Consider the following 23492-nt stretch of genomic DNA (forward strand, 5'->3'; position numbering starts at 1 on the left):
GAGCTTTTTGGTGATCTTGTTCGCCTCGGTTTTTCAGATTTTTCTGAATACCAAGCTATGCCTGCACGCACTCTGGATGCTTGGAGAGATGGTGCGAACGCCGTGGCTCAGGGACGCTATGAAGATGGAACCATAACTTGCATCTCCGACATCGTGAGCCGCAGTGGCGATGGGTACGTTCTGACAGAGATCAAGAGCGGGACGTCTGCAAAGCCCGAACACACTTTTGATCTCGCTTTCCAGCGTGTCGTGCTTGAGGCTGCCGGGTTCCCCATTGCGCGATGCGAAGTCGCACATGTGAACCGTGATTACATCAGAAACGGCGAAATCAACCCGCAAGAGCTTGTCAGCATCACTGACATCACGGATGCGGTGACTGAGCAGCTCGAAAAAACGCGCACGCGTATCGATCAAGCATTGAGCATCGTTGCCACTGGTACGATGCCTGACCCGTCCCTCGAACGTGCGCGCCTTAAATCCTACGGTGAATGGCTGGACATTCGCGAAAAACTCGACCCACCTCTCGCGCAGGACAGTATCCACCGCCTTCCGTTCATGAATGCGGAAAAAGCCTCGGAACTCATCGCAAATGGGATCACAAAGATAGACGAGATCAGCGATCCATCTGTATTGGGCAAGTCGACGCAACGCTACTTGAGAGCCACGGCGAATGGTGGGCGCACAATCGATCATCAGGAGTTGAGCAGGTTTCTGAGCGAGATTGTCTATCCGGTTTATTATTTTGACTACGAGACGTCTCAGAGTTTGCTGCCACCCTGGGACGGAACGCGTCCCTATCAGCAAGTGGCTTTCCAGTATTCCTTGCATGTCCAGCATGAGCCTGGCGGAGAAATTGAGCACAGGGAGTATCTCCACCGAGACGCCAGTAACCCGATGCCAGCCTTGCTGAAAAGGCTTCGTGAGGACATAGGAGACGTTGGCTCTTTAGTGGTTTGGTATGCGCCGTTCGAGAAATCGCGCAATACGGAAATGGCGGAAACTTATCCAGAGCATGCAGAGTTCCTGGAAGGCCTAAATGCACGCGTTGTAGATCTGATGAAGCCGTTTGCGGATGAAGTGATCAACGATCCTGCGTTCAAAGGAAGCGCCTCTATCAAGGCCGTTCTTCCAGCGTTTTTGCCAGAACTTTCATACGATATTCTGGACATCAAAGAGGGGGCGAGCGCGTCTCGCCTTTGGAAGGACGTAACACTGACCGAACCGGATGATCCAGAGCGCGAGAAGGTCTATTCTGATCTTGTGGCGTATTGCACGCGCGACACCTGGGCGATGGTCGCAATTCACCGGGAACTGCTGGCGATGTGAGGTGTGCTGCGACCCAAAAGACGTTTTTCGACTTTGCTCTACTGGATATCTGTGTGAGTCTTCGGTGTCAGAGCAGCCGCAAACTCAATCTTGCCACTCCAACCGATACAAGACGTGGTGACCGCGTAGACCTTTCAGGAGTCTGGGTTCTATTTCAGAAAAAGAGAAATCGGTTCGTCCTCCGACCATGGCGCGAGTCGCATCTGAAACGAGTATCTCGCCCGCCGCACCAACGGTCGTTATGCGTGACGCTTTATTGACCACCGTACCGAAAAAATCTCCACGAGATTGCACGACATCACCAGTATGAATCCCAATCCGGACACCGAAAGATGGCTCCTCGGAAGCCGATGCAATGGCCCCCTGAATCTTGATAGCGGCCGTTAGTGCTTCTTTCGCGGACGGAAAGACGGACAACGTTCCGTCTCCAAGGGATTTCACGAACTGGCCATGATACTTTTCGATGATCGCCGCCAAGACTTGGAAGTGGTTTTCGATCAGCACCGACCAACGCTGATCGCCCAACGCCTCCGCCAACGTTGTGCTGCCCTCCACATCAGTGAAAAGTACCGAAGCCAAACCTTCGGTTTGGACCAGCTCGGGTCCATCTTCACGCGCAGCATCAACCAATTTTTGGATGGCTAGCTGTTCCTTACCCACGAGTTCAATATTTGGAGTGGGCACTGAAGCGTGGCGATTGATGATCTTCCAGGCCGCTCCCTCCAGGACAAAAATCAGGACGGTGCGGTAAAATACGGCTTCATCAAAGCCGACAAACTGAATCTTATGGACGAAGGATGACCATCCCGTGTCTCCGTTTTCGAAGGCCTCAGCTTCAACTTCTTCGAAAACGACGGGAGCAGGGATCTCCGCGAAAAAGCCGCTAACCCCATCGCGAACTGCTTGCCCACTCCAAAACTCTCCTTCGCCTGTCCCAACAAACCGTAGTTCATCTGCCTTCGACAGAAAATCCTGCAACTCGTCAGTATTCTTTTTGGTTCTGAGTATTTCATACCAACGCCTCGAAACTGCCAGCAGTTCAGGTGAGGAACGTATCATCACAAATGACTCGAGACGCTAAATGGAATGAGACTTACAAGGTCTTGCAACCGGGATCTCCATTTTCGAAAGATGCAGGTCAATGCTGCCGCTGAGGTTTGGTCAGATCAAGACTTTTGTATTTCTCCAGAACGGAGCGCATTAGACGCAGATAAAAAGACGCGCGTCGGTTCAGAGCGAACTATCGACGGAGTTTCTGAGTTCGATTCCGGATCACAGGGTATCGAATCGCTTCGCTGTCTGAGAGCTACTCGATGCTGTACTGACCCGCAAAATAACATGCATCAGTGTATCGGGCACACGCTAAGCTAGAAGGTTCCCAGAACTACGCGGTGAATTTCTAAGTACAGCACGCTCCGTCTTGACATGGTTATACGAACTGGTTCAGCTTGCGGACATGACGTTCACACGCATCCACTGCCATCGAATATCGGCCTGAGGTCGATAACCCACGCAAAATCCGTGGGAGGCAGCATTGGTATGCGGGCGAGGCTTATATCCTTGTAATTGCTCCAGATTAGAGTGCACGAGTCGGTTCGATTCCGACGCCTCCTACCATTCTCAGGAGGTGTCCAACATGGCGGACGACGTCACGAACGCAATTGATTTCAACGACATCAAGCAATCGGTCGAGGAGAACCTCGGCCGCACACCCGAAGGCTGGTCCGGCTTGGTCACGGTGCTCTTCACAGAGGTTAAGGAATACTGCGATCTGAAGGGTGCCACCTACCCCTTTGTCCTTCAGATCAAAGAGAAAATCGGCGAGCTCCGCATCTACCACCGGTGTGATGATCGACACATTCAGTCGATGATCGCTGCGACGATTGCGCGTGCAAATCACAGCTGTGAACGATGCGGGAATAGTGCCGAGACCCAACTTCTGGACGGCTGGTACAAGACACTTTGTTGCTGGTGCGCGCATGATGTCGCGAGCAAGCGCCACCCTAAAAGGAAGAGGCTTTTTGGCGTTCGAAAAAAGCCTGCTCGAGATCGAATGACCTGCTCAGTTTGTGGCTATTTCGGTCAGATCGACCGAACGGATGACCGTAATCGGTGCCCTGCGTGCGTGAAGAAGGACTGGTGATGACCGCCGAACAACAAGTGACCTTCAATAAGATTATGGAAGACTACGATGATGAGAACTACGCCCGGACGCTCATGAATACGGGCTCACTGGCCACCGGTCATGTCCCGCTGATTGCCCTTTGCCAGATCTCGAGAGGGGTCTTCCATCTCAACAAGACCAAGTTCTGGAGAATGTGACTGATGGATGATGTCGAAAAGAGTTGGAAGGAATTCCGGGAAAAGGTTCGAGGTGTGATCGAGGAGCATGGAGCTCCAGATGATCTCCGCTCATTTGACGCCTGGTACGCCGAAGAGATGCGTTTGGTGATGGCGCACAACTACCCAGCTCCGCACGTCTCTGACGTCACATGGTCGGCGGAGTGTCTGCATGTCGAGTGTGAAGACCGCGAAGTGGTCGACCGTATGATGAATGCTATGGCGGAGGTTTCACACGATCTCAAAGAGGCGCGGGCCCGGAGGTCAGTGATGGGCAGTGTTGTCGACTGGAATGATATTCATGGAAGCGTCTTCAAGCAGCTTGGTGAGTATCGTGCCGGGTGGGTGGAGCAGCTTACGCTTGCACTTGAGAAAGTGAAGAGGTTGATCGACGAGCAGCCCGACCTGTTTGGTGATGAACACCCGTCCATCGTTCAGATCAAACAGAAATTGGGAGGCATGCGCGTCTATGAGGGCCCGGGCTGCAACCAGGCTACGAGTGAAGAGATTCAATGGCGTGTCGCTCAGATTGAGCAAACCTGTGAAGGTTGTTCTAATTCTGCCCAACGCCAGACCATCCTTGGGTTTGTGACGACGCTTTGCAGCTGGTGCTACAATGATGCTCTGCGGCGGCGATTTGAGGGCGCCGAAGAATCCTGGCCCGACAGCCTGAGGCTGGACATTGTGAAAAACTATCCAGACCTCGTTTCTCCGGATTGCGCATCTCTTGTTCCTGCTGTCGGAAAGGGCTGGCTCGTGATGATTTCGCAAGCACTCCACAAGCTTTCCTTCAGTCAGGATTTCAGGGCACTGGACCCTGAAACTATCCAGATCTCGGACATTAAGAAAGGCCAGGATGGCAAGATTTGCATCGGTTTCAGTCGATACCACGATCTCATTCAGGAGTACGCTGACTGGATGAAATTTCGATGCGGTGTGACGTGTGAAGAGTGTGGCCACGTTGGTGACATCGTTCGGACAGCCGACAGGTCTCAGGTGCTCTGTTCTCACTGTTACTGTACTCGGGAGAAGTCTGATGGGTGATGACGACGACGTTGAGCTGGATGAACAAACCTTGCGTTTGCTTAGGCTTCAGGAGGCTGAATTGCGGCCGGTCGAGCAAAACTAACCAAGCCGATCTCTGCGGATGAGATCCGGTCGCGAAAGGTGCCTGATCCGAAGGGTAAGCCAGATGAGTGACGAGACTACAGAAGAGGAAATCCCAATTTTCGTAATCTGCGAGACTTCGGTGAACGGCCAACTTCGAGAGATTGAAGGAAAAGAGATCACTGTAAAACCAAACAAGATCTTTGTCTTGACGATCAGTGTCGAGGATGTTGAGCGATGACAGATGATTTTTCGGAAGAAGAGATCTTCGGGCGCCCGTTACAGGATGTTCCTCTGGATGACTTGATTGCGGAACTTCAAGCCCGTCGTAAAGAGGGGCCGGAAGTCTGGCTAGCATTGCGCAAATTGATTTTCGAGCAAATCGCCGATTTTGCAAAACGTCCGCCGGATGCGCCAAAGTGGCGGGACGAGTGGGTCAAAGAGAACAACTGGAATTTAGTGACTGACGACGATGATGTCGAAATCACTGAAGGCAGTGGCAACGTTTTTGACGACCTCGGGATCGAAGACCCCAGGAATGAGTCTTAGTGATGGGGGCGGAGCATATCAGCTTGATCTTATCCGCTGTGATCATTGTCGCATTGGCGATCTACGTCAGACACATCGTCTACACCGCTGGAGAAGATCGCGAAGTCGATCCAGAGCGAGTGCAAAGGATCATGCGAGATCGGGACTACAGCCACCTGGACCGAGTGATGAACCGGCGAAGGAAGCGGTAGCGGGATGTTGAAGTTGGTTGTCTATGTAGGTGATCAAGAGGTCGCCCGAGCTGTGGCTGAGAACGATTCAGAACTCGCGGACGTGTCCGATTACAATATCCGGATGAACGAACGTGCTGCCGAGCGGTTTGGCATTCAAGAAAAAGGTCTCGGCGGCCGGATTAAAGGCCACCCTCGAAATCAGACGGTCTGGAGGCTCGTCCGCAAGATCGCAGACCTTTGGCTTGCGGGGACCGGCGCGGGCGAAGAAAGCGTTGAGGCAGAGCTGCTGCCGATGATCCGCAAGTCTATCCGCGAACTAGATGAGAGGGTCGAAAAGGAATCGAACCAGAGCGAAGACTGGAATGCTGTGATCAAGCAGATTTCTGATGACGAGCCGTATTCCCTGGGCTTCTACGCTGACAAATTTGAGTCGTGGACAGCGGACGAGATTGAAGCTCTTCGATGTGATGTGGTTGAGACAGCCACACAGGAAGAACTAATGGCCGAGGTCGAACGCCGGCGAAGAGCTGGTCTACTGCACAAGGAGGCCTCGAATGATGGCTTCTCAGATCTGGTTGATGATCTCTGGGGCAAACTCGATACAGACCCAGACCGCTAGTACAGCTTACCTGCCGCCATTACCCAAAATTTAACATAAGAAGTCTATGGCGACTGTCGTTGTAGTAGTGCGCGCTTCTTCTTAGCGCCTCTCCTGCTAGGAACCAAAGCGCCCCGGATAAGCATTTCCCCAACACTGCTCTGCGGAACCATGTACTACCAGTCTCTACGATAAGCATGGTTGACCGCAACCAGCCCGAAGCAGACATTCACAATCAGGCTTTTCAGTTTTGCACCAAGCCATTCACTAGGACATGCGCGCCGTTCGGGAAAACATGTTGTCTGCCGTAGCTGAAGCGCTCTCGAATGACGTTAACGCGGGCAAAGTAGCCGTTTGGTTTCACCACCCAATGACTACCTTTCGATGAAATGAAACTAAGACCAATAGAAAAGCACTTTCCCATTAGTTGGGGGATGGCCCACTCACAAACCACCCCCCAGCCGCACTGGACTACAATTGTCCAGGACGGTTGACTAAAATCGTTCAATTGCGGTTTCCACTTGGCCGCAAAACTTATCAATATCGCGCTTTAGCATATCGCTTTCTCGGGTCTCATCTCTGACCGCGGCCAGTTCATCTACAACAGCTCGCAAATCTTCTTCTGGAGCTGCCTCCGCGATGCGTACCAAAGCTCGAATAAGGGCGGCCGTTACGAGGCCATTACCCCGGGCAGCGCGTCGCAGAGCTGGCATCGAGTCGTGAAACAGTGCCTCAGCCGTGATGGACGGGTAAATCACCCGCACGTTTCCGTCATCATCCCGATGCACACCCGTGCAGAGCTTTGACGACCACGCACGGGCCAGAGACGCCGACAGTCGGTCGATGCAGACTATTGCGGTAAACGTGTCGTTGACACCCGGCGACAAAGCCCGAAGTGCGATTTCAACGAGGAGGTGGACAGAAAAGCGGATATCTCCATTAGGATCTCGCGCGGGGATCAACGGAGCAGCCGCTTGCACCAGATCATTAAGACTTTCGTCACTATCACCATAAACATTGGCCAAAGTGTCCGTTGGAACCATGAAGTCACCTGGCTGCACATCAAAAGCGACGACTGCTCCTGCCTTCTTGGCCGCACTCACCAGACCTTCGGTATTGATGGAGTTCACATATCCAGTGCCCGAAGCCAATACTTGGCGCATGTCATCCACCTCAGGGACTGCCTTTGAAGATGGGATATCTGCACTGTTTTCGATTGCGGTGCTCACTTGGCGATCCAAGGCTTCCGAAATCCGCGCCGCCTCCTGATCAATGGTTACGCGCGTTGATACTGTATGAACGAAGAGCAACAGCAAAAGAACTGAGATGATCGAATAGACTATTCCAATCGCAACGGCCAAATTGACTGATGTGTCATCGCGTATCAGCCACAAGGTCATCAAGCTGTACAAAAACGTTGCTCCAAGTGAGCCAACTGCAACCTGATTTACTCTGTCTTCGCCAAAGCGCTGCAAGAGCCTGGGCCCGATAGATCCTGCCGCCAAGGTGTAGACCAGCAAAACAATGGAATAGACCATGACCAACGCGGACATGGATGCTGCCGAGATTGCGCTTAGTACATCGCTCGCAGTACGATTAGAAACGCTCAGCCAATCGGAAGCGGACCAACCCCAACCCACGAGCGCCTGCTCCGTCTTGAAGACAATCCCAGCCACCAAAAGCCCTGAAAGACTTATGGCGGCAGGGATGGTTAGGAACCCGCGAAAGTACCTCACTAATTCTCTAGGTGTTTGCATTCCGGTCCCCATTCACGACACAAGCTTTTTTGACGAACCCAGCTTGAAGCTTTACGCGAACCGGTCGGCCGCTTCTTTCAAAGCACTCTGCATATCGCCCCAAGCTGCCTCGTAGCCCTCTTTGACATCTTCCCAGGCCTCGTCGCTGGTCGACTTCAACTCTTCCAGCTGCGTTTTTGCATCGGACCTTACCTTGTAGAGCTTGCTGAGCTGTTCCTCGAGCTCGAGCTTGGCATCTGCTTCAGCCACCTTCAGCTTGGCTTCGAGAACATCAATCTGGGCATTCCAACTATCCAGTTGCAGCTGTGCTTTTTTCTCGTACCCAACACGTGTCATCATTTTTCCTTTCTTCTCAAACTGTGCTTCAGATCAATGGGAGACGCCCATTAGGCCGCAACAATTGCCTTGAGCATCCAGACCGCTTCCTCATGCTTCGCCATCCTGGCGTTCATCAGATCCTCTGAAGCTCCATCGCCATAACGGGCTGCGGTCGCAGCAGTCTCACGCAGGTTCCGGGCAATCGCTTCATGGTCTGCGACCAATTGTTTGATCATGCCCTCTGCATCTTTGACGGTTTCTTCTTCGGTCAGCTTGGCTTGGCTAACCATGTCAGTGAACGAGATCGGTGCCACCTGCCCCAACGCACGCACACGCTCGGCCAATTCATCCGAAGCTTCGAAGAGGTCGCGATACTGACGCTCTGTCAGTTCATGGATCGGCAGGAATAGTGGGCCCACGACATTCCAGTGTGTGCCTTGCGTTTTCACCATCAGGACCATGGTATCGGCCAGTACTTCCGTCACCGCGTTGGCGATCCAGGCGTTTTTGTCGATGCCTGTGTCGTTGGTTTCTTCCTGAACTTCAGACTTCAAGACTTGCTGTATCATTTTCACTCCGTTTCGTTGCTTGCGGAGTAAAACCTAAGAGCGATTCATAAAATTTCAAATAAAATCATATACTTAATATAGGTATCCGACACATCATGGGGCGCTTCATGATCCTGGGTATCCGGCACAACATGCCAAGATTGATGTAGACACGCAGGCCCAATGCCATACATGCTTGGAGTAACTGACGTAAGCTACTGAGGTCATGCCAGTGTCTGATCAAAATCGACCGCCAAAGCGCACGGAAAAACTGCAACTGATGCTCGACCTCGAAGAGCTTAAAGCCATTGATGATTGGCGGTTCGAGAACAGACTGCCATCCAGAGCGGCCGCCATTCGAGAACTCATCCGTCGCGGTCTGATTTCCAATGAGTTCGAAGAACCACCTACTGATGCGCCTTCCGGTGAGTTTCGTGTTGTGGATGAGTGACAGGAACATTCACAGAGCCATGTTCGAAAACCCTTTTTAATCAGGGTGTTGTTCAACTCGCACCTTCGCGCCGGCAGTTGACCAGTATAGCGCGCCGCGAACACATTGGGGAAGATTAGGAAGGGCTGTCATTAGAATTAGTTCTTAGCGCCAGACTCTCCTTCACATCGGGACTGGCGCCCAACTCGCTCTCAGCGTCAGCAAGGGAGATTGCCTCATCTTCACCGACAGCAAGGACGGCAGTTTCAGGCGTAACCACCCTTGCAGGAGCGCTGACCCTAAATGCCGTCTTCTCGCCCTCGGGAACTGCGGACTTAGAAAGAATTCGCCAAATCGTAAATAGGATCATCAGGCAATGCGCTGCGACGGTTGTGAGAAACAAACCCTGCGGCCCGAGTGCTGCCATGGCGAAACCAGCGATCAACGGCCCTACAATTGAACCTAAGCCGAAAACCATCAAAAGGCCGCCTGAGACTTGGATGGACGTGCCAGGTGGTGCATGGTCGTTCGCGTGCGCAACGATGATTGGATACATCGCAAAAATTGCAGCGCCGAACATCCCGACCAAAGCAAGGTTCATGACGCGCGACTCCGGCGCAAGAAGGACAAAAGCCAGATCCGAAGCAAGAGCTACGACCGCTGTAAATAGTAAGACTTTACGCCGGTCCATTCGATCACTTGCAAATCCAATTGGAACTTGCGCAAAAGCTCCGGCCAAAACCGGAATACTCGCGAACAAAGCAATTGCAGTAAGTGATAGCCCAACGCGATCCGCATACACCGCAGCAAGAGTCCCAAAAGCTGCATTTGAAATGCCGACAAGAAAGACCGCGGCGACCGCAACTGGTGAGTTTCGCCACAATGCCGGTAGGTCGAGACGCACAGATGTCAGGGGTGCTGGCGATGCCGAAGTTGACAGGGCTGTTGGTATAAGCGCCAAGCAATACACCATCGCGCCAATGGCAAAGAAGATGAAACCCGTTGCATCTCCCAGTGAGATAGCCATCTGACCAGCCGTCACCGCACCCAGGTTGACCATCGTGTAGACGCCAAAGACTGTACCACGCGTATTGGGTTCAACCTTATCGTTGAGCCAAGATTCGACGATCATTGCTGCGCCAGCAAAACAAAATCCGGAAACTGCGCGCGACGGTATCCAAGCCCACGTATCCACTACAACGGCCTGGAAAAGGATCGTTACGGCGGCGAGAGCACACATTACGCCGAAGGTTCGAATATGCCCTACTGCCCCAACAAGCCGTGGTGCAACAAGGCATCCTGCTACATAGCCAACTGCCCACCCTGTTCCTAAAAGGCCGAGAGAGCTGGCGGAAAAACCCTCGAAGGATCCACGAACGGGAAGTATCAGACCGTGGACACCACCTGCGAACAGAAGAAGCCCTGATCCAAGAAGCAGCGCTGATATCGGTAAGAGCTGTCGGAACATCGGTTCCAGCCTAATGTCAAACTGGGAAATGAGAAGCTATTTTGCGCGCAATCGGGTATTCGCGAAGGTGATCAACGCTTTCTGTGCAGCAGCTTGGTCAACCTTTGGCAACCTACTTTTGCTACAACCACTTTGAGAGTTTGAACACGACGTAAAGTGCAATTCCGATGGCAGCCGAAGCCAGTGTCAGCGCCCAAAACGCAAAGGGAGCACTCAAGCCGGGCATGCCAGCAATATTCACGCCAAATAGACCAGTCAGAAATCCAAGTGGTAGAAAGATTGCTGCGACGACAGACAAAAGATAGCCGTTTCGAGCAAGCGCATTCGCGTGCTCGGCGTTCATTTGCTCCTGAAGCGCTGTCAACCGGTCCCGGCTTGCATCCAGTTCCTCAAGCGTACGGCGAGTGCGGTTCGCGGTTTCATTGACCAATACAGATGCGTCGCTGTGAATTACGCTACTTCTCAATGAGGCTAAAGCATCGAGCGCATCGCGTTGCGGACTGATATAGCGCCGAAGTTTGATCACCGTTTGCCGCAATCGCGCAATGCGCTCTGGTTTGATTTCATTTCCTGTAAGCCCGATCTCTTCGAGAGAGTCTGTCTCGTCTTCAAGTTCAAGCGAGACAGCCTCAATCCGCTTTGTGAGCCCCGCAGCAAGTTCTGCCAAAAATGCACCAACACTTTCTGGCCCGATACCGCTTTCGGCTTTTAGACGAAGACTGTCTGCTACCCAGACTTTGCGCACACGGGCAGATACGATGGTTCTTTCCGTGGCCCAGAGCCTTAGAGAAACCATATCCTCCGGAGACGCATCAGGGTTCAGGTTAACGCCGCGTAGGTTCAAAATGATGCCATCGTCGTGCATATCACATCGTGGTCGCGTTTCCGATTGAAGCAATGCTTGCGCGGCTATGTTTGGAAGTTGTTCGGATGCCCATTGCTTTAAGCCGCTGTCGGCGAGGTCGAAATGAATCCAGCGGTAACCGTTTTGCTGCCTTGCAAAGGGTTCTGGCCAATCTGAACAGACGGGGACTGCTTGGCCGGCTACTATATCGAACGCGCAGATGGGAGTGACTATTTGGGTGTTCATTGGCAATCCTATTTTGCGTCGATTGGGAAGCCAATGCATACCAAAGATTGCGCTCGGACTGTCCCCTAAACTGGACAGACCATAAATGGTTTAGCGACCTATGCCACTATTGGTTACTGGCAAAACTAGGCGCTTTGAACACTAAGAATACCAAGGTGCGTTCATCTTTTGAAAGGTATCAGGTATCCGATCAATCCGATGTGTGATGGGTCATTTCCCTCAGCGCTTCCAGTTCAGCTTTATCGTCGTCGTGAATACGCGCGAGGATTTCTTTGCTGCTGACGACCGCAAACGGATCCCCTCGGCGTGTGACAACAAGGTTCCTGAAGCCGTGTTTTGCCATAAGGCTAAGAGCCTTTGACAGGCTGGATCCTGAAGTGCAAGTGACAGGCTTTTCGGTCATCCAATCGCTAACAGTTTGTTCATAAAATGAAGAGCCGGAGTCGGCGAGACACAGCAGAATATCATGATCAGTGATAATCCCAACTAGCTTGTCATCTTCGAGAACAGCGAGCGCATTCACATCCAACAAAGCGATGGTTACGGCCGCGTCAAAGACTGTCGTGTCGGCACTACAGAATGGGCGTTGTTTAAATTTCTGAGCTTCAACTACTTTAGCGACAGTCACTGAGTAGACTCCTTAAAATATGCCCAATGCTATTTGGATCATAGCACGACGCGGGGCGATTTCCCGCCCCGCACCAATTTACTGGATTGCACGCAATCCGCGGCTCTCCAGCACCTCCCAAGCGGCAAGCCCGATCAGCGCCGATCCCGCTATCCATGCATTAGCCGTCGCCACAATATGGCCCGTGAAGTTCAACGCCGCCGGCGCCACGATCAACAGGAACCCCAGTGCCGATACCGGAGCCACCCGTGCGAGAAGGTGGCTCCGGCCGTCGGCGCCGGACATGACCAGAACAACAATGCCAGTTGCCATGAAGGCGATTGCTTCAAGTTCAGCCATGCCCTGCAACAGTGTTTCCTCACGAAACAGGACAAAGGGGGACAAAACCAACCAAATACCCATCGCGGCAAGCAGCCATTTGTGGGGCGGGATTGGCTTCCTCATAGCCGTGACAACCTTTGCTTACTGATCACCTGTGGGACCACGGAGAAGTTCTGCGTCAACGGCGGCAACCAATTCGTCGTCATTGATGAAACCATCAGCATTCGCGTCGATCTCCAGAAAGAGATCATCCGAGACTTCAGGATACCTTGTCTGAAGCTCTGCCAGCGACGCCAGGCCATCACCGTCCATGTCAAGATCAGCGGGCATGGCGAATGCCGGAACAGCAAACAGCGAAGAGAGAAGAGCAACAATAGAAACTCGACTCATTTTGTTTTCTCCATGAGAAAATGGGCTTCTTGCCCATTGTGGGGTTGGTGCAGCGCTCCGGTGTTGGTGGCAAATCCACAGGGGTCAGATTGCAACGATTTCTCAGCTCGGGATCTCCACTACAAAATGAGAAATGTTGATTAGCGTTCCGATCTGGTGGGGGCACTTTCGCGCTACACTCGGTATATCGCACGAAATTTTTGTGTTGAAAAACGAATTTTATTCTCGGATGATATCGAAAAATGGAATAGATAATCCTTGGATATCGAACAAGCTCGAACCTTTCTGGCCGTTGTTGAAACGGGCACTTTCTTTGATGCTGCGAAAAAGGTCCATGTCACCCAATCTACGGTGAGCATGAGAATTCGGACTTTAGAGCAGCAACTTGGGCAAGTGCTTTTCGACCGCAGTAAATCTGGCGCATCGCTGACGAACGCGGGACAGCACTTTCTCAAGCACGCACAGTTGCTTGTGCGAACCTGGGCACAAGCGAAGTTGGATGTTGGTCTCCCTGTTCCAATAAGAGCAGCACTAGAGATTGGCGCCGCCCCCAGCCTTTGGGATGGATATCTTATGGGTGCTTTACCTGAATTGATGGAAACGCTGCCAGACGTTGCAATACGGGCTTCCGCAGCTTCTTCCGAGGCTCTGTCGCAGGAGATCGAAGAGGGCGACCTCGACTTGGCCATAATGTACCAGCCCCGACGGGCGTCGGGATTGTCTGCCCTCCAACTATTCCAAGATGAATTTGTTCTTGTAAGCAGCGGTCCCATCGGTCTGCCGAACAAGCTGGGAGATGCGTACGTTCTCATAGATTGGGGCCCTGAATTTAAGGCTGAGCATTTATTGAATTTTCCAGAGCTTGATGCACCTCGTCTTCAATTGGGTATCGGGACCCTGGGCCTTCAGTATTTGAAATCCATTCCATCCGCCGGCTACTTTCCAAAACGGGTCGTAGAAGCGGAACTTAGGAGTGGTCAACTAAGCTTGATAAAGGAAGCCCCTCGGTTCGCCTTCGCAGCGTATGCGGTTTTTGCCCAAGATGACGAAAGTGAGCTTCCTGGCCAAGTCGCCCGGATGTTTCGCAGCATCGCGCGTTCGTTTGGCTGAACACCTCATACTGATCGAACAACTGCTTCATTACCAAGGATGCATTGTTGGTTGGTTATATTCAACCGTTGTCACGCAAAAGGCAAAGTCGCGATATCTTGATCTCTTTCATCACCAAACTAACCTTTTGTTCGGAAGAGTGGAATTTTGGTTCGGTTATGAGTGCAAGAGAATGCAAGTTTCAAAGAACGGTGGAATTGCCTGAGCTGAAAGATGCTTTGCATAATGGCGTATGCGATCACTGCGGTGCAACTGTTTCAGAGTTGATACCCCTGGGACAGGTCCTAGAGATTTGTGGCCAAGAGTATTGTTTTGACTATGAGACTGGTGAGCCCGACTGGCTGGCCATGATGCAAGTTATTTTGCTTTCAAGGATAGATCGGTATGACCCTAGGAAATCCAAAGAGATAGCTGATGCCGTTCTTTCAGGGGAGTTATCTCAGGCGGAAACTAAGTCTATTCTTGATGAAGTTCGATTGGCGGAGAAGCCTGCGGTCGTGATTGCTAGAGGTGGTTTTGGCGGCCAGCGAAGAGCCCGAGACTTCGAAGTAAACGCAAAAATGCTTTTCAAACAGAACACTAGTGACATCTTCAATGTGGAAAATTTGACTGTTCGAGAAGGCAGAACGTTCGAGCCTCTTGCCACAGACTTAATCGTATACAAAGGCTCGGAGCCTTTTGCGGCGATTGAGATCAAAGGCCCGAGGAATAGAATTGATCCTGGCTACTTGATTGACCAACTGGCAAGAGCAGCACTTCTTTTGAGAAAGGTTCCTCAAGTACTATACGTTGTTCCTGAGCAATCTGAGTACAAACTGGGTGAACTTGTAGCGATACGAGACAAACTCGAAATCGAAGGAATTAAATTTGGGACATTGCCGGAGAAAAGTCGGCTCGCACCAAAAGATCTAAAAGTTCTGGGATGATGCACTCTCTAATGTTGGGTGTTATGCCGTGCGCGAAGGTCCGCAATGCGCAGAAAGCGGATTTTGCAAAGTTTCGCCAAGGCACCAAGACGGACGCTTATCGCTGTCTCGTATGCAGCAGGATAATTTCCCAAAAATGATCGTTAGTCTTCTGTGCCGCTGACCCAAGCCACCTTCAAGTTTGGACCGAAGAGCAACGGTTTCACCTCTACTTGCCTAGTTCTAAGCTAGGCGGGCTCAAATTCTCTGTTGTCCGCCAAAGCATCAAGGCTTGTATCGTGCGTAGTCGAAGTCCATATACACGAGGCTTACGTTTTTCTTTTTCGACCTGCTGTCTCCTAAATCCGGCGTTCAGTCTTTCGATTCAGACCGACCACGCCGAGTCGCCGCGATAATGCGGGCGGCAAGATTTAGGAGACTTCCACCATGGCAAATGGCACAGTAAAATGGTTCAACTCAACCAAAGGTTTTGGCTTTATCGAGCCTGAAGATGGCAAGCGCGACGTGTTCGTACATATCTCAGCACTTGAACGTTCCGGCCTAAGCGAATTGAAAGACGGTCAGAAGGTTACTTTTGACGTAGAAGCCGGCCGTGACGGGCGCGACAGCGCCGCCAATCTGGCACTCGCCTGACCTTTTACGGGCACCCTTTCTGGGTGCCCGTTTGCACACTGGGCTACTATACGCCGTTGGAGAACAAGTAAGTTGCAACCAAAAGACTGGACGCGGGCGCTCGCGCAATACCGTGTGCCCGATGCAAAGCGCAGTGTTTATGAAATTGCGATCACCGTTGTCCCCTTATTCGCGCTATGGGCTCTAGCGTGGATGGCTTTATCTATTAGTGTCTGGATCGCAATATTACTGGCCATCCTGAATGCCGCATTTCTGGTGCGTATCTTCATCATTATGCATGATTGCGGTCATGGATCTTTCTTTAGAAGTCGCACTGTTTGCAATTGGACCGGCCGGGTTCTAGGTGTACTTGCCCTGACACCCTATGACGTTTGGCGACAAAGCCATGCGATTCACCACGCCTCAACCGGTAACCTTGATCGGCGTGGTATGGGTGACATCCCTACATTGACCACTGAAGAATACCTGAAGCGGAAGTGGTTCGGGCGTGCCGCGTATCGTCTGACCCGGAACCCCGTCTTCCTGTTCGGTGTTGCGCCGATCTATACGTTCTTTATTCAAAACCGTTTACCTCTTGGTTTCATGCGTTCGGGCTGGCTGTACTGGGCAAGTGCGATGGGAACAAACGCTGCAATTGCAGGGATATTGGCCCTAGTTTTTTGGGCCGGAGGCATTGAGGTTTTAGCGTATGTTTTCCTACCAACCATGATTGTCGCATCATCGATTGGTATTTGGCTTTTCTATATTCAACACCAGTTTGAACACACGACCTGGGAACGGGAAGAGGGGTGGAACCTTCAGAACGCCGCATTCTATGGAAGTTCTCACTATGCCCTACCAGGCATCCTTCGGTGGTTCTCTGCTAATATCGGCGTACACCATGTTCACCACCTGGCCAGCCGCATACCGTTTTATCGGCTAAACGAGGTTTTGCGCGACCATTCTGAGTTGGAAAATTGCCAGCGTATTACTCTATATGAGAGCTTTCATTGTGCACGCTTGCATCTTTGGGATGAAAAAAGTCAACGTCTGCTGACATTTTCTGAGGCTTTGTCGAACGCCAATTCCAATAGGCAATTAGTGTAGTCTGGCACGTACCAGATAGGCCTCGACCGTATCACCGCCCAAGGCGCGAATGGCCTCTAGTCGGTGAAGGCCTTCAATTAGTACAAACCTCTTGTTGTCCGAGCGTATCTGGATCGGGGTCTTTTGGCCGTTCTTCAGGATTTCTTCGGCCAGCGTCAGAACTTTTTGTTGATCAAGCGTTTTCGCACGTTTCACAGGTACATAGATCAAGTCGAGCGGATATGGTCTTTTCTCCAACATAAGCTAAGTGAGCAACCTTTCGTGCATTTGTTCCGGTTCGAAGCTCGCTACAAGAGCTGGCGCTGGAACGTTCGTCATAGAACCGAACGAACAGCGTCGCGCAGTTCCTGATGCATAATCCAAGTTGCTGGCTCGTCGTCACTTTCGATGTGAGAAAATGCCAGGACTTGAGCAGCACCATCATTCTGTACCGATCCGCCTTCGGGAAGTTCGAGCTCTAGATACTCCGCAATCAATAGACCGATTTTCTTAAAGACCTTGATTGAGGCCTCGCGCGATTTGTAACCGGCCGCCTGAGACAAGTGACCAATGGTCAGACCATCCTTGCCTGCGATTGTAAGCGCTTTGAGCAATGTGACCTGCGCCGGGGTGAGCCTGATCTGGCGCAATGCCTCGGCATATTCTCTTTCACTGGGAACGAGGGTGCCGGAGTTTCCCTCCAAACGGCGTTGACCGCTACGCTTCCTGTCTCGTTCTTCGAGAATTTCCTTTAAGGCTTCAATGGCCAATACTGGTGTTTCTCCAACTGCATCGGCAATCATTGCCTGCGTTTTAGCCGGCGGCTTGGGAAATGCCCGTGCAACACTATTGCCGCTCAGAACGCCAGCCTTAATCAAGTACTTTCCAAATTCTTCCTCAATCACTCCTGATACGTCAGCGTTCCGCGATTTACGAACACTGCGGTCCTGAAACGCTCTTTGTTCCAGGCCATGAGCTGACATCTTTGAACCGGGAAGGGTTACTTGAGGGGCATTTTTACGCATCAGAAAAACACCACTACAATTATCGCTGCAACGCACACTGCTGACGCAATAGATATCTTAATCCCATAGGACCGGCGACGCACCTTTTTGGCTTTGAGACTTTTACCCAGGTTTTCGTCAATCGAGTTATGGTTCACGGCTTAGTCCTTCCGGGTTTGTCAGGCGGCTTTGGTTTCCACCAACTTATTGTCGCGGCACATTTTCGGTGCACTTGTCGTTCTGTCTCGTGAACGGCCGATTACATTCCCAACCATCACCTCTTCGATTCAAATGCGCGTTTGAAGGGACAAGGATCGCAACGCACCTGTCCCGGTTTGCGCGAAAACCACGTTCGCATTTCCATCCGGAATAAGTTTCAGGTGCAAGATATGCATGCTGTGGAACAGCCACAGGCTCACAGCCGCTATCCGCTGCCCTGTAACCTCGGAGGCATACCCAACCATCCGAGCTTCTTTTGTCACTCAGACGACCGTTTTTTGGGACTTCTATTGCGACACAATTTTGATTCTCCTTACGAAATCCCCAGTTGCAGTGTATTTCCTGCACGCCAAACCGAGTTTCGACGTAACCATTTTGAGGCGAAATCACTTCCTCACATTTATCTCCGACACGCTGGAACAGCCGATTGCACTCCCACTGATCTCCGGTCGATGCAAGATAGGCATTTTCAGGAACTCTTATTGCCTCACAGAGTTCTCCGACATTCTGAAAACCGTGATTGCATTCCCAGCCGCTGCCGTAGGCGCTACCCGTCAAATATGCGTTTTCTGGTAAGTCGGTTCTTTGGCAGGATCCGTTTTTGTTTTCGAAACCTTCGCCACAAACCGATCCATCGGCATTGCCTGCGACTTGGGCAGGAAGTTGCGTTCCTAAGAGCAACACCAAGAGTGTCGGGATCAAACAAAGAATGCAGCGCGTAAACACGATGAATGACTGATTGAAACGGAGCCTGAGACCTGATCTATCGGGCATCAAGCACACAATTTAAGAGCCATGTGCTGTTCATAAGGCGCCTTCTTTTATGGGTCACGCGATGACTGAGGCTTATCAGGTGACAGTTGCGAATGCTTGCGAGGAACGAGCTCATGGCGAAGACCCCAGCGAAACCCGTTCCTACGCTGGGACACATGCTACAATTAGTCTGAAGGCCATTGGATCATCGTAGCCGGCAGCATCGCGGCGACGAGTAACTTTTTATCAATATACTCTTGTCGTTCCTAGTCTGCGAAGAGTCAAGGACGCACGCTCGTCAAGAAGCGTGCGCTGCGGAATGGTCAATTTTTGAGACCGGCGAGTTATTTGGTGGTTAAGAGAATAACTTGAGAGGCAAAATTCACTTTGGGGCAATTTAGGTTGACAATTCATCTGTGAAATCGCCGGATTTCTTGGGCAACAATCTTGGAGGTGGTGAACGCTCGCCGCTCCAGCCTAATTGCCGACACCGAACTAGGAGATTCGCAATTTCTATCGACAGTTTTGCGGACACTGAGATTGGAAGACACCTGGCCGACGCTGCACGTCGTTGCCGCATGGTTTTCTTCACTGGATTACCAGCATCAGGAAAGTCATTCCTGTTGCGTCAGCAGATATCCATTTCGGTCTCCTTGGGACGTCGCGTGCATATTATGCGTTGGGATACAGGTCTCGCGGCGTTTCAGACCGAAGATCTAATCGCTAGGTATCCAGATGTTTCAGATGGAACTCATCCATTGATCCGAAAGGCAGCCGGATTGTGGGGCCGGAGAGCCCTGGCGCGATGGCTGACAGAGAATACCGATCCCACAGACATGATTGTCGGTGAAGTCCCTATCATCGGAAACAGGTTTTCCGAGTTCATCCAGGCACAGCCGGATCAAGTTGAAACAGCCTTAGCATCCGAGAAAACCACATTCGTCTATCCTGTTCCTACAAAGAGCTTGCGGGCCAATCTCGAAGCCATCCGAAGGTCTACATTTGCGAACCCAAAACATTCTGATGAGGCCAGAGATGCGCCTCCATCGACAATGGAACTGGCTTGGCGTTTGACGTGTGCCAAGGCCGCAGAATTGGGTTTGATCTCTGAAGCAGACAGTCATTCTCAGTACGAGGAGATGATTTATGTGCGGTTTTTTGAGCACCTACTGCAACACCGAAACGCCATCAGAATTGGGGTCGATACGATTTATTCAAATGCCGGGTCAGCCCATGATCTGGGGGCGAGTATTTTAGAACTCAATGCAAGCCCGGATGAAGTACGGTGTGTAGTCGCAGAGGTAGAGGCTGCTTTTAATGTCGAGGAAGCTACCCGAGACGTTGAAAACTGGTATCGGGTATAGCCTCGTGCAAAAGTTCGCTCTTTGGCGTCTTGGAATCTGCAAAGTCTAGTTGTGAATGTCCGCTTCGGGCTGGAAGCGGCCATCCGAAAACCTTCCCCGGCAATACGGCGATGGCGCGAAACAAGCAAAGAATGAGACCCGAAGATATGGAGCCTCGAACCAAGAAAGTTGAAGGTTAATGCGCCCAAAGTTTTGGGCTAAAAATGCAACTCTTTGGGCGAAATGCAAAGCTATGGGCGCACCTACACACGGTCAGAAATCAAGATTCTCCACGCTTAGGGCGTTTTTCTGGATGAACTCCCGACGCGGCTCGACAACGTCGCCCATGAGCTTGGTGAACAGATCATCTGCCTCGACCATGTCATCGACGCGTACCTGCAACAGCGTGCGGGCGTCCGGGTCAAGCGTGGTTTCCCACAGCTGGTCCGGGTTCATCTCACCGAGGCCTTTGTAGCGTTGCAGCGACAGGCCCTTTTCACCCTCTTCCAAAATGGCCCGCAGCAGGTCCAGAGGGCCGTGGATAACCTGAGATCGGTCACGGCGGATCAGCGTCGCAGGCGTGTTATACACCTCTTGCAGGCTTTGAGTGAAACTGCCGGTCTTACGCGCCTCACCCGAGCGCAGCATGGGGCCATCCAGTGTGCGCACCTCTTCCACACCGCGCAGGATGCGGGCCAAGCGGATGCCGTGATCCTGAGTGATCCGGCCCTGCCAGCCGCGTTCATATTCCAGCGCGATCAGGTCAAGACGGGCAGCAACCTTGTCGGCCACGCCTTGAAGGTCGGCATCAACCGCACCCGGCACGAAAGCCCCCGCGACGGCAGCCTGTTCCAGAATGTGACGCGGGTAATGCGTCGGGAACGCGTCCAGAACACGTTTCAACTGGCGCGCTTCGTCCACGACACGCGTGAGGTCTTGGCCGATGATTTCTTCACCCGAGCCAAGCTTCAACACGGCCCCTTCGACGCCTTGATTGATCAGATAGTCGTCCAGCGCCGCCTGATCCTTCAGGTAAACCTCTGATTTACCTCGTGAAACCTTATAAAGCGGTGGCTGTGCGATATAGAGATACCCACCCTCGATCAGTTCCGGCATTTGCCGGTAGAAGAAGGTCAGCAGCAGCGTCCGGATGTGTGCACCGTCCACGTCGGCATCGGTCATGATGACGATCTTGTGGTAGCGCAGCTTTTCGATGTTGAACTCATCGCGGCCAATACCAGTGCCCAGCGCCATCACCAGGTTGCCGATTTCCTGCGACGACAGCATTCGATCAAACCGCGCGCGTTCCACGTTCAGGATTTTCCCGCGCAAGGGCAGAACAGCTTGTGTCAGACGATCCCGACCTGTTTGCGCGGAACCACCTGCCGAGTCCCCCTCGACCAGGAAAACCTCGGTTTTGGACGGGTCTTTCTCGGAACAATCTTTCAGCTTACCGGCCAGATAGTTCACATCCATCGCCGTTTTGCGGCGGGTCAGTTCACGGGCCTTGCGGGCAGCCTCACGGGCCAGAGCAGCTTCGATGATCTTGCCGACGATACCCTTGGCTTCATTGGGGTTTTCCTCAAACCACTCGGCCAGTTTTTCATTCATCAAACCTTCGACCGCCGGGCGAACTTCGGACGAGACCAGCTTATCCTTGGTTTGGGATGAGAATTTTGGGTCAGGCACTTTCACCGACAGCACGCAGGTCAGGCCCTCACGCGCGTCGTCACCTGTAAAGCTGACCTTTTCCTTCTTTGCGATCCCGCTGGACTGCGCATAGTTGTTGATCGTCCGTGTCAAAGCACCCCGGAAACCGGCGACATGCGTGCCACCATCCCGCTGCGGGATGTTGTTGGTGAAGGGCAGAACCGTCTCATGGTAGCTGTCATTCCACCACATCGCGATTTCAACGCCGATGTCGTCACGCTCGCCCTTGATATAGATCGGCTCGGGCATAGCCGGGGTCTTGGACCGATCGAGATACTTGACGAATTCCTTGACGCCGCCTTCATAAAACAACTCGGTTTCCAACCGCTCAGCAGGGCGTTCATCAATCAGGATGATCCGTACGCCTGAGTTCAGGAAGGCAAGCTCGCGCAGACGCTTTTCCAGCGTTTCAAACGAGTACTCGAGGTTCGAAAACGTGTTGGTCGAGGCCAGAAACCGCACCTCGGTCCCGGTGCGATCGCCGCATTCACCCACGACCTTCAGATGTTCAGCCGTTTCGCCGCCCTCAAAGCGCGCGACATGTTCCTTGCCCGCACGCCAGATGCGCAATTCCAGCCAATCTGAAAGAGCGTTCACAACTGAAACGCCAACACCGTGCAGACCGCCCGACACCTTGTAGGAATTGCTGTCGAACTTACCGCCCGCGTGCAGTTGGGTCATAATGACTTCAGCCGCTGAAACACCTTCTTCCGGGTGAATATCGACCGGAATTCCGCGCCCGTTATCACTGACCGAAACGCTGGAATCCGCATGGATTTTTACGGTTACATGGTCAGCATGACCCGCCAAGGCTTCATCGATCCCGTTGTCGACCACCTCATACACCATATGGTGCAGACCCGAGCCATCATCCGTGTCCCCGATATACATGCCGGGGCGCTTTCGAACAGCCTCCAACCCTTTGAGAACCTTGATGGAATCTGCGCCGTATTCTTGAGGAGCCTGTGCGTCTTCGGACATTCAGTCAGTACCTATATTATTTTGGTAACTTATACGTTTTCTGGTGGGGAATGTCACGCGATCCCCCAAGATTTTGTGTTTGCGAGGGTCGTTTTTTGCCTGCTGGTTACAGGCTCACAAGCGATCAATGTCAGCGGCGATGTCCGCAGCGATTTCATCTGCGTCGACATCCTCGCGCTCAGCAGACAATCGCAATCCAAGAATGTCCGACTGATACCGCGCCGCCAGTCGATCCGGGTCATGTTCAGACCGGATTTCACCAGCATTCTGAGCGCTTCGGAACAGCTCGGCAAAACACGCTTTCATCTCAGTCATGTGCCGCGCGGCCTGATCCGCAAGGTCGTGATCTTTCGCCTGCAACTCCGCATATGTCTTTGCCAACATGCAGGCTTTCGTCGGGTTCTCGACCGCTTCGATCACCAAACGGGGCTGCGCTTTCAACGCCCCTTTTGGCCCCAACTTTTCAGCCAAAGCCTTTAGGCGTGCCACGCCTTCCCGTGTGTAGCTTTCCATTGTCAGCGCATAGAGCGCGTCCTTCGAGCCGAATGCCGCATAAAAACTGCCGGGCTTTAGTTTCAATTCCCACTCCAGATCCTTCAGCGACGTCCCGGCCCAGCCCTGACGCCAGAAGATGTCCTTTGCTTTAGCAATCAGAGCATCACGATCATATGCGGGTTTCCGAGGCATCAACATCACCAATTCTTG

26 protein-coding genes and 1 tRNA gene are annotated in these 23492 nt (G+C 52.3%); 14 read left to right on the top strand and 13 right to left on the bottom strand.

Features of this window, described 5'->3' with window-relative positions:
- The first annotated feature begins 57 nt into the window (after positions 1-57).
- Positions 58-1326 (top strand): DUF2779 domain-containing protein, encoded by a 1269-nt coding sequence (locus GOV90_RS18200; protein WP_171096460.1) that lies wholly within the window; start codon positions 58-60, stop codon positions 1324-1326.
- A gap of 84 nt (positions 1327-1410) precedes the next feature.
- Here the strand turns inward: GOV90_RS18200 and GOV90_RS18205 are convergent, their stop codons facing one another.
- Positions 1411-2385, bottom strand: a complete 975-nt coding sequence (locus GOV90_RS18205) for an adenylate/guanylate cyclase domain-containing protein (RefSeq protein ID WP_171096463.1) — start codon at positions 2383-2385, stop codon at positions 1411-1413.
- A gap of 464 nt (positions 2386-2849) precedes the next feature.
- On the opposite strand from GOV90_RS18205, the gene GOV90_RS18210 reads away from it, so the two are divergent.
- From GOV90_RS18210 to GOV90_RS18240, 7 genes are all read left to right on the top strand, one after another.
- Positions 2850-2943: transfer RNA gene (locus GOV90_RS18210), tRNA-OTHER, on the top strand.
- Between the two features lie 19 nt (positions 2944-2962).
- A complete protein-coding gene (locus GOV90_RS18215; protein ID WP_171096465.1) occupies positions 2963-3469 on the top strand; it encodes a hypothetical protein in 507 nt (168 codons plus the stop codon).
- On the top strand, positions 3469-3648 hold the full coding sequence (locus tag GOV90_RS18220) for a hypothetical protein (RefSeq protein WP_171096466.1): 180 nt from the start codon (positions 3469-3471) through the stop codon (positions 3646-3648). Before GOV90_RS18215 ends, GOV90_RS18220 begins: the two co-directional genes overlap by 1 nt.
- 3 nt (positions 3649-3651) lie before the next feature.
- A complete protein-coding gene (locus tag GOV90_RS18225) occupies positions 3652-4710 on the top strand; it encodes a hypothetical protein (protein WP_171096468.1) in 1059 nt (352 codons plus the stop codon).
- A 148-nt stretch (positions 4711-4858) separates the two neighbouring features.
- Positions 4859-5014: a hypothetical protein gene (locus GOV90_RS18230; RefSeq protein WP_165590769.1), complete on the top strand. Its 156-nt coding sequence runs from the start codon at positions 4859-4861 to the stop codon at positions 5012-5014.
- On the top strand, positions 5011-5322 hold the full coding sequence (locus GOV90_RS18235; RefSeq protein ID WP_171096470.1) for a hypothetical protein: 312 nt from the start codon (positions 5011-5013) through the stop codon (positions 5320-5322). Before GOV90_RS18230 ends, GOV90_RS18235 begins: the two co-directional genes overlap by 4 nt.
- A gap of 243 nt (positions 5323-5565) precedes the next feature.
- Complete coding sequence (locus tag GOV90_RS18240) at positions 5566-6114, top strand: hypothetical protein (protein ID WP_171106039.1); 549 nt, start codon at positions 5566-5568, stop codon at positions 6112-6114.
- 473 nt (positions 6115-6587) lie between these two features.
- Here the strand turns inward: GOV90_RS18240 and GOV90_RS18245 are convergent, their stop codons facing one another.
- Genes GOV90_RS18245 through GOV90_RS18255 form a run of 3 tightly spaced genes read right to left on the bottom strand, consistent with a single transcriptional unit; the run spans position 6588 to position 8737 of the window.
- Positions 6588-7862: a DUF2254 domain-containing protein gene (locus GOV90_RS18245; protein ID WP_371732521.1), complete on the bottom strand. Its 1275-nt coding sequence runs from the start codon at positions 7860-7862 to the stop codon at positions 6588-6590.
- Positions 7863-7901: 39 nt separating this feature from the next.
- On the bottom strand, positions 7902-8189 hold the full coding sequence (locus GOV90_RS18250) for a coiled coil domain-containing protein (protein ID WP_171106037.1): 288 nt from the start codon (positions 8187-8189) through the stop codon (positions 7902-7904).
- A 47-nt stretch (positions 8190-8236) separates the two neighbouring features.
- The gene (locus tag GOV90_RS18255) at positions 8237-8737 is read right to left on the bottom strand and encodes a Dps family protein (RefSeq protein WP_171096477.1); all 501 of its coding nucleotides are present in this window, start codon (positions 8735-8737) and stop codon (positions 8237-8239) included.
- Between the two features lie 211 nt (positions 8738-8948).
- Here GOV90_RS18255 and GOV90_RS18260 point away from each other — a divergent pair, with 211 nt between their 5' ends.
- Positions 8949-9167, top strand: a complete 219-nt coding sequence (locus GOV90_RS18260) for a hypothetical protein (protein WP_152456637.1) — start codon at positions 8949-8951, stop codon at positions 9165-9167.
- A gap of 115 nt (positions 9168-9282) precedes the next feature.
- On the opposite strand, the gene GOV90_RS18265 is transcribed toward GOV90_RS18260, so the two are convergent.
- The 5 genes from GOV90_RS18265 to GOV90_RS18285 all read right to left on the bottom strand — a co-directional run bounded on the left by GOV90_RS18265 (position 9283) and on the right by GOV90_RS18285 (position 13043).
- On the bottom strand, positions 9283-10614 hold the full coding sequence (locus GOV90_RS18265; protein ID WP_170332118.1) for an MFS transporter: 1332 nt from the start codon (positions 10612-10614) through the stop codon (positions 9283-9285).
- A 121-nt stretch (positions 10615-10735) separates the two neighbouring features.
- The gene (locus GOV90_RS18270; RefSeq protein WP_171096480.1) at positions 10736-11704 is read right to left on the bottom strand and encodes a zinc transporter ZntB; all 969 of its coding nucleotides are present in this window, start codon (positions 11702-11704) and stop codon (positions 10736-10738) included.
- A 190-nt stretch (positions 11705-11894) separates the two neighbouring features.
- Positions 11895-12332, bottom strand: coding sequence for a CBS domain-containing protein (locus GOV90_RS21425; protein ID WP_170332114.1), 438 nt, complete (start codon positions 12330-12332; stop codon positions 11895-11897).
- A gap of 78 nt (positions 12333-12410) precedes the next feature.
- Complete coding sequence (locus GOV90_RS18280) at positions 12411-12776, bottom strand: hypothetical protein (protein ID WP_170332113.1); 366 nt, start codon at positions 12774-12776, stop codon at positions 12411-12413.
- A gap of 18 nt (positions 12777-12794) precedes the next feature.
- On the bottom strand, positions 12795-13043 hold the full coding sequence (locus tag GOV90_RS18285) for a hypothetical protein (RefSeq protein WP_171096481.1): 249 nt from the start codon (positions 13041-13043) through the stop codon (positions 12795-12797).
- Between the two features lie 258 nt (positions 13044-13301).
- On the opposite strand from GOV90_RS18285, the gene GOV90_RS18290 reads away from it, so the two are divergent.
- The 4 genes from GOV90_RS18290 (at position 13302) to GOV90_RS18305 (ending at position 16798) form a co-directional block, all read left to right on the top strand.
- Positions 13302-14153: a LysR family transcriptional regulator gene (locus tag GOV90_RS18290; RefSeq protein ID WP_171096483.1), complete on the top strand. Its 852-nt coding sequence runs from the start codon at positions 13302-13304 to the stop codon at positions 14151-14153.
- 47 nt (positions 14154-14200) lie between these two features.
- Positions 14201-15079, top strand: coding sequence for a hypothetical protein (locus tag GOV90_RS18295; RefSeq protein ID WP_171096485.1), 879 nt, complete (start codon positions 14201-14203; stop codon positions 15077-15079).
- Positions 15080-15505: 426 nt separating this feature from the next.
- Positions 15506-15712 carry a cold-shock protein gene (locus GOV90_RS18300; protein WP_039524385.1) on the top strand — a complete coding sequence of 69 codons (207 nt, stop codon included), beginning with the start codon at positions 15506-15508 and terminating at the stop codon, positions 15710-15712.
- A gap of 72 nt (positions 15713-15784) precedes the next feature.
- On the top strand, positions 15785-16798 hold the full coding sequence (locus GOV90_RS18305; protein ID WP_171096487.1) for a fatty acid desaturase: 1014 nt from the start codon (positions 15785-15787) through the stop codon (positions 16796-16798).
- Here the strand turns inward: GOV90_RS18305 and GOV90_RS18310 are convergent.
- Both GOV90_RS18310 and GOV90_RS18315 read right to left on the bottom strand, forming a co-directional pair.
- Positions 16790-17038, bottom strand: coding sequence for a ParB N-terminal domain-containing protein (locus GOV90_RS18310; protein WP_171096488.1), 249 nt, complete (start codon positions 17036-17038; stop codon positions 16790-16792). The two genes, GOV90_RS18305 and GOV90_RS18310, sit on opposite strands and share 9 nt — an antisense overlap.
- Before the next feature lie 74 nt (positions 17039-17112).
- Positions 17113-17802, bottom strand: a complete 690-nt coding sequence (locus tag GOV90_RS18315; protein ID WP_152612010.1) for a hypothetical protein — start codon at positions 17800-17802, stop codon at positions 17113-17115.
- Between the two features lie 1529 nt (positions 17803-19331).
- Here GOV90_RS18315 and GOV90_RS18320 point away from each other — a divergent pair.
- The gene (locus tag GOV90_RS18320; protein WP_171105662.1) at positions 19332-20117 is read left to right on the top strand and encodes a hypothetical protein; all 786 of its coding nucleotides are present in this window, start codon (positions 19332-19334) and stop codon (positions 20115-20117) included.
- Between the two features lie 252 nt (positions 20118-20369).
- Here the strand turns inward: GOV90_RS18320 and gyrB are convergent, their stop codons facing one another.
- Both gyrB and GOV90_RS18330 read right to left on the bottom strand, forming a co-directional pair.
- Positions 20370-22787, bottom strand: coding sequence for a DNA topoisomerase (ATP-hydrolyzing) subunit B (gene gyrB / locus GOV90_RS18325; protein WP_171096492.1), 2418 nt, complete (start codon positions 22785-22787; stop codon positions 20370-20372).
- A 114-nt stretch (positions 22788-22901) separates the two neighbouring features.
- Complete coding sequence (locus tag GOV90_RS18330; protein ID WP_171096494.1) at positions 22902-23474, bottom strand: TetR/AcrR family transcriptional regulator; 573 nt, start codon at positions 23472-23474, stop codon at positions 22902-22904.
- Positions 23475-23492 lie beyond the last annotated feature (18 nt).

The organism is Ruegeria sp. HKCCA5929 (assembly GCF_013034525.1).
Lineage (GTDB): Bacteria > Pseudomonadota > Alphaproteobacteria > Rhodobacterales > Rhodobacteraceae > Ruegeria.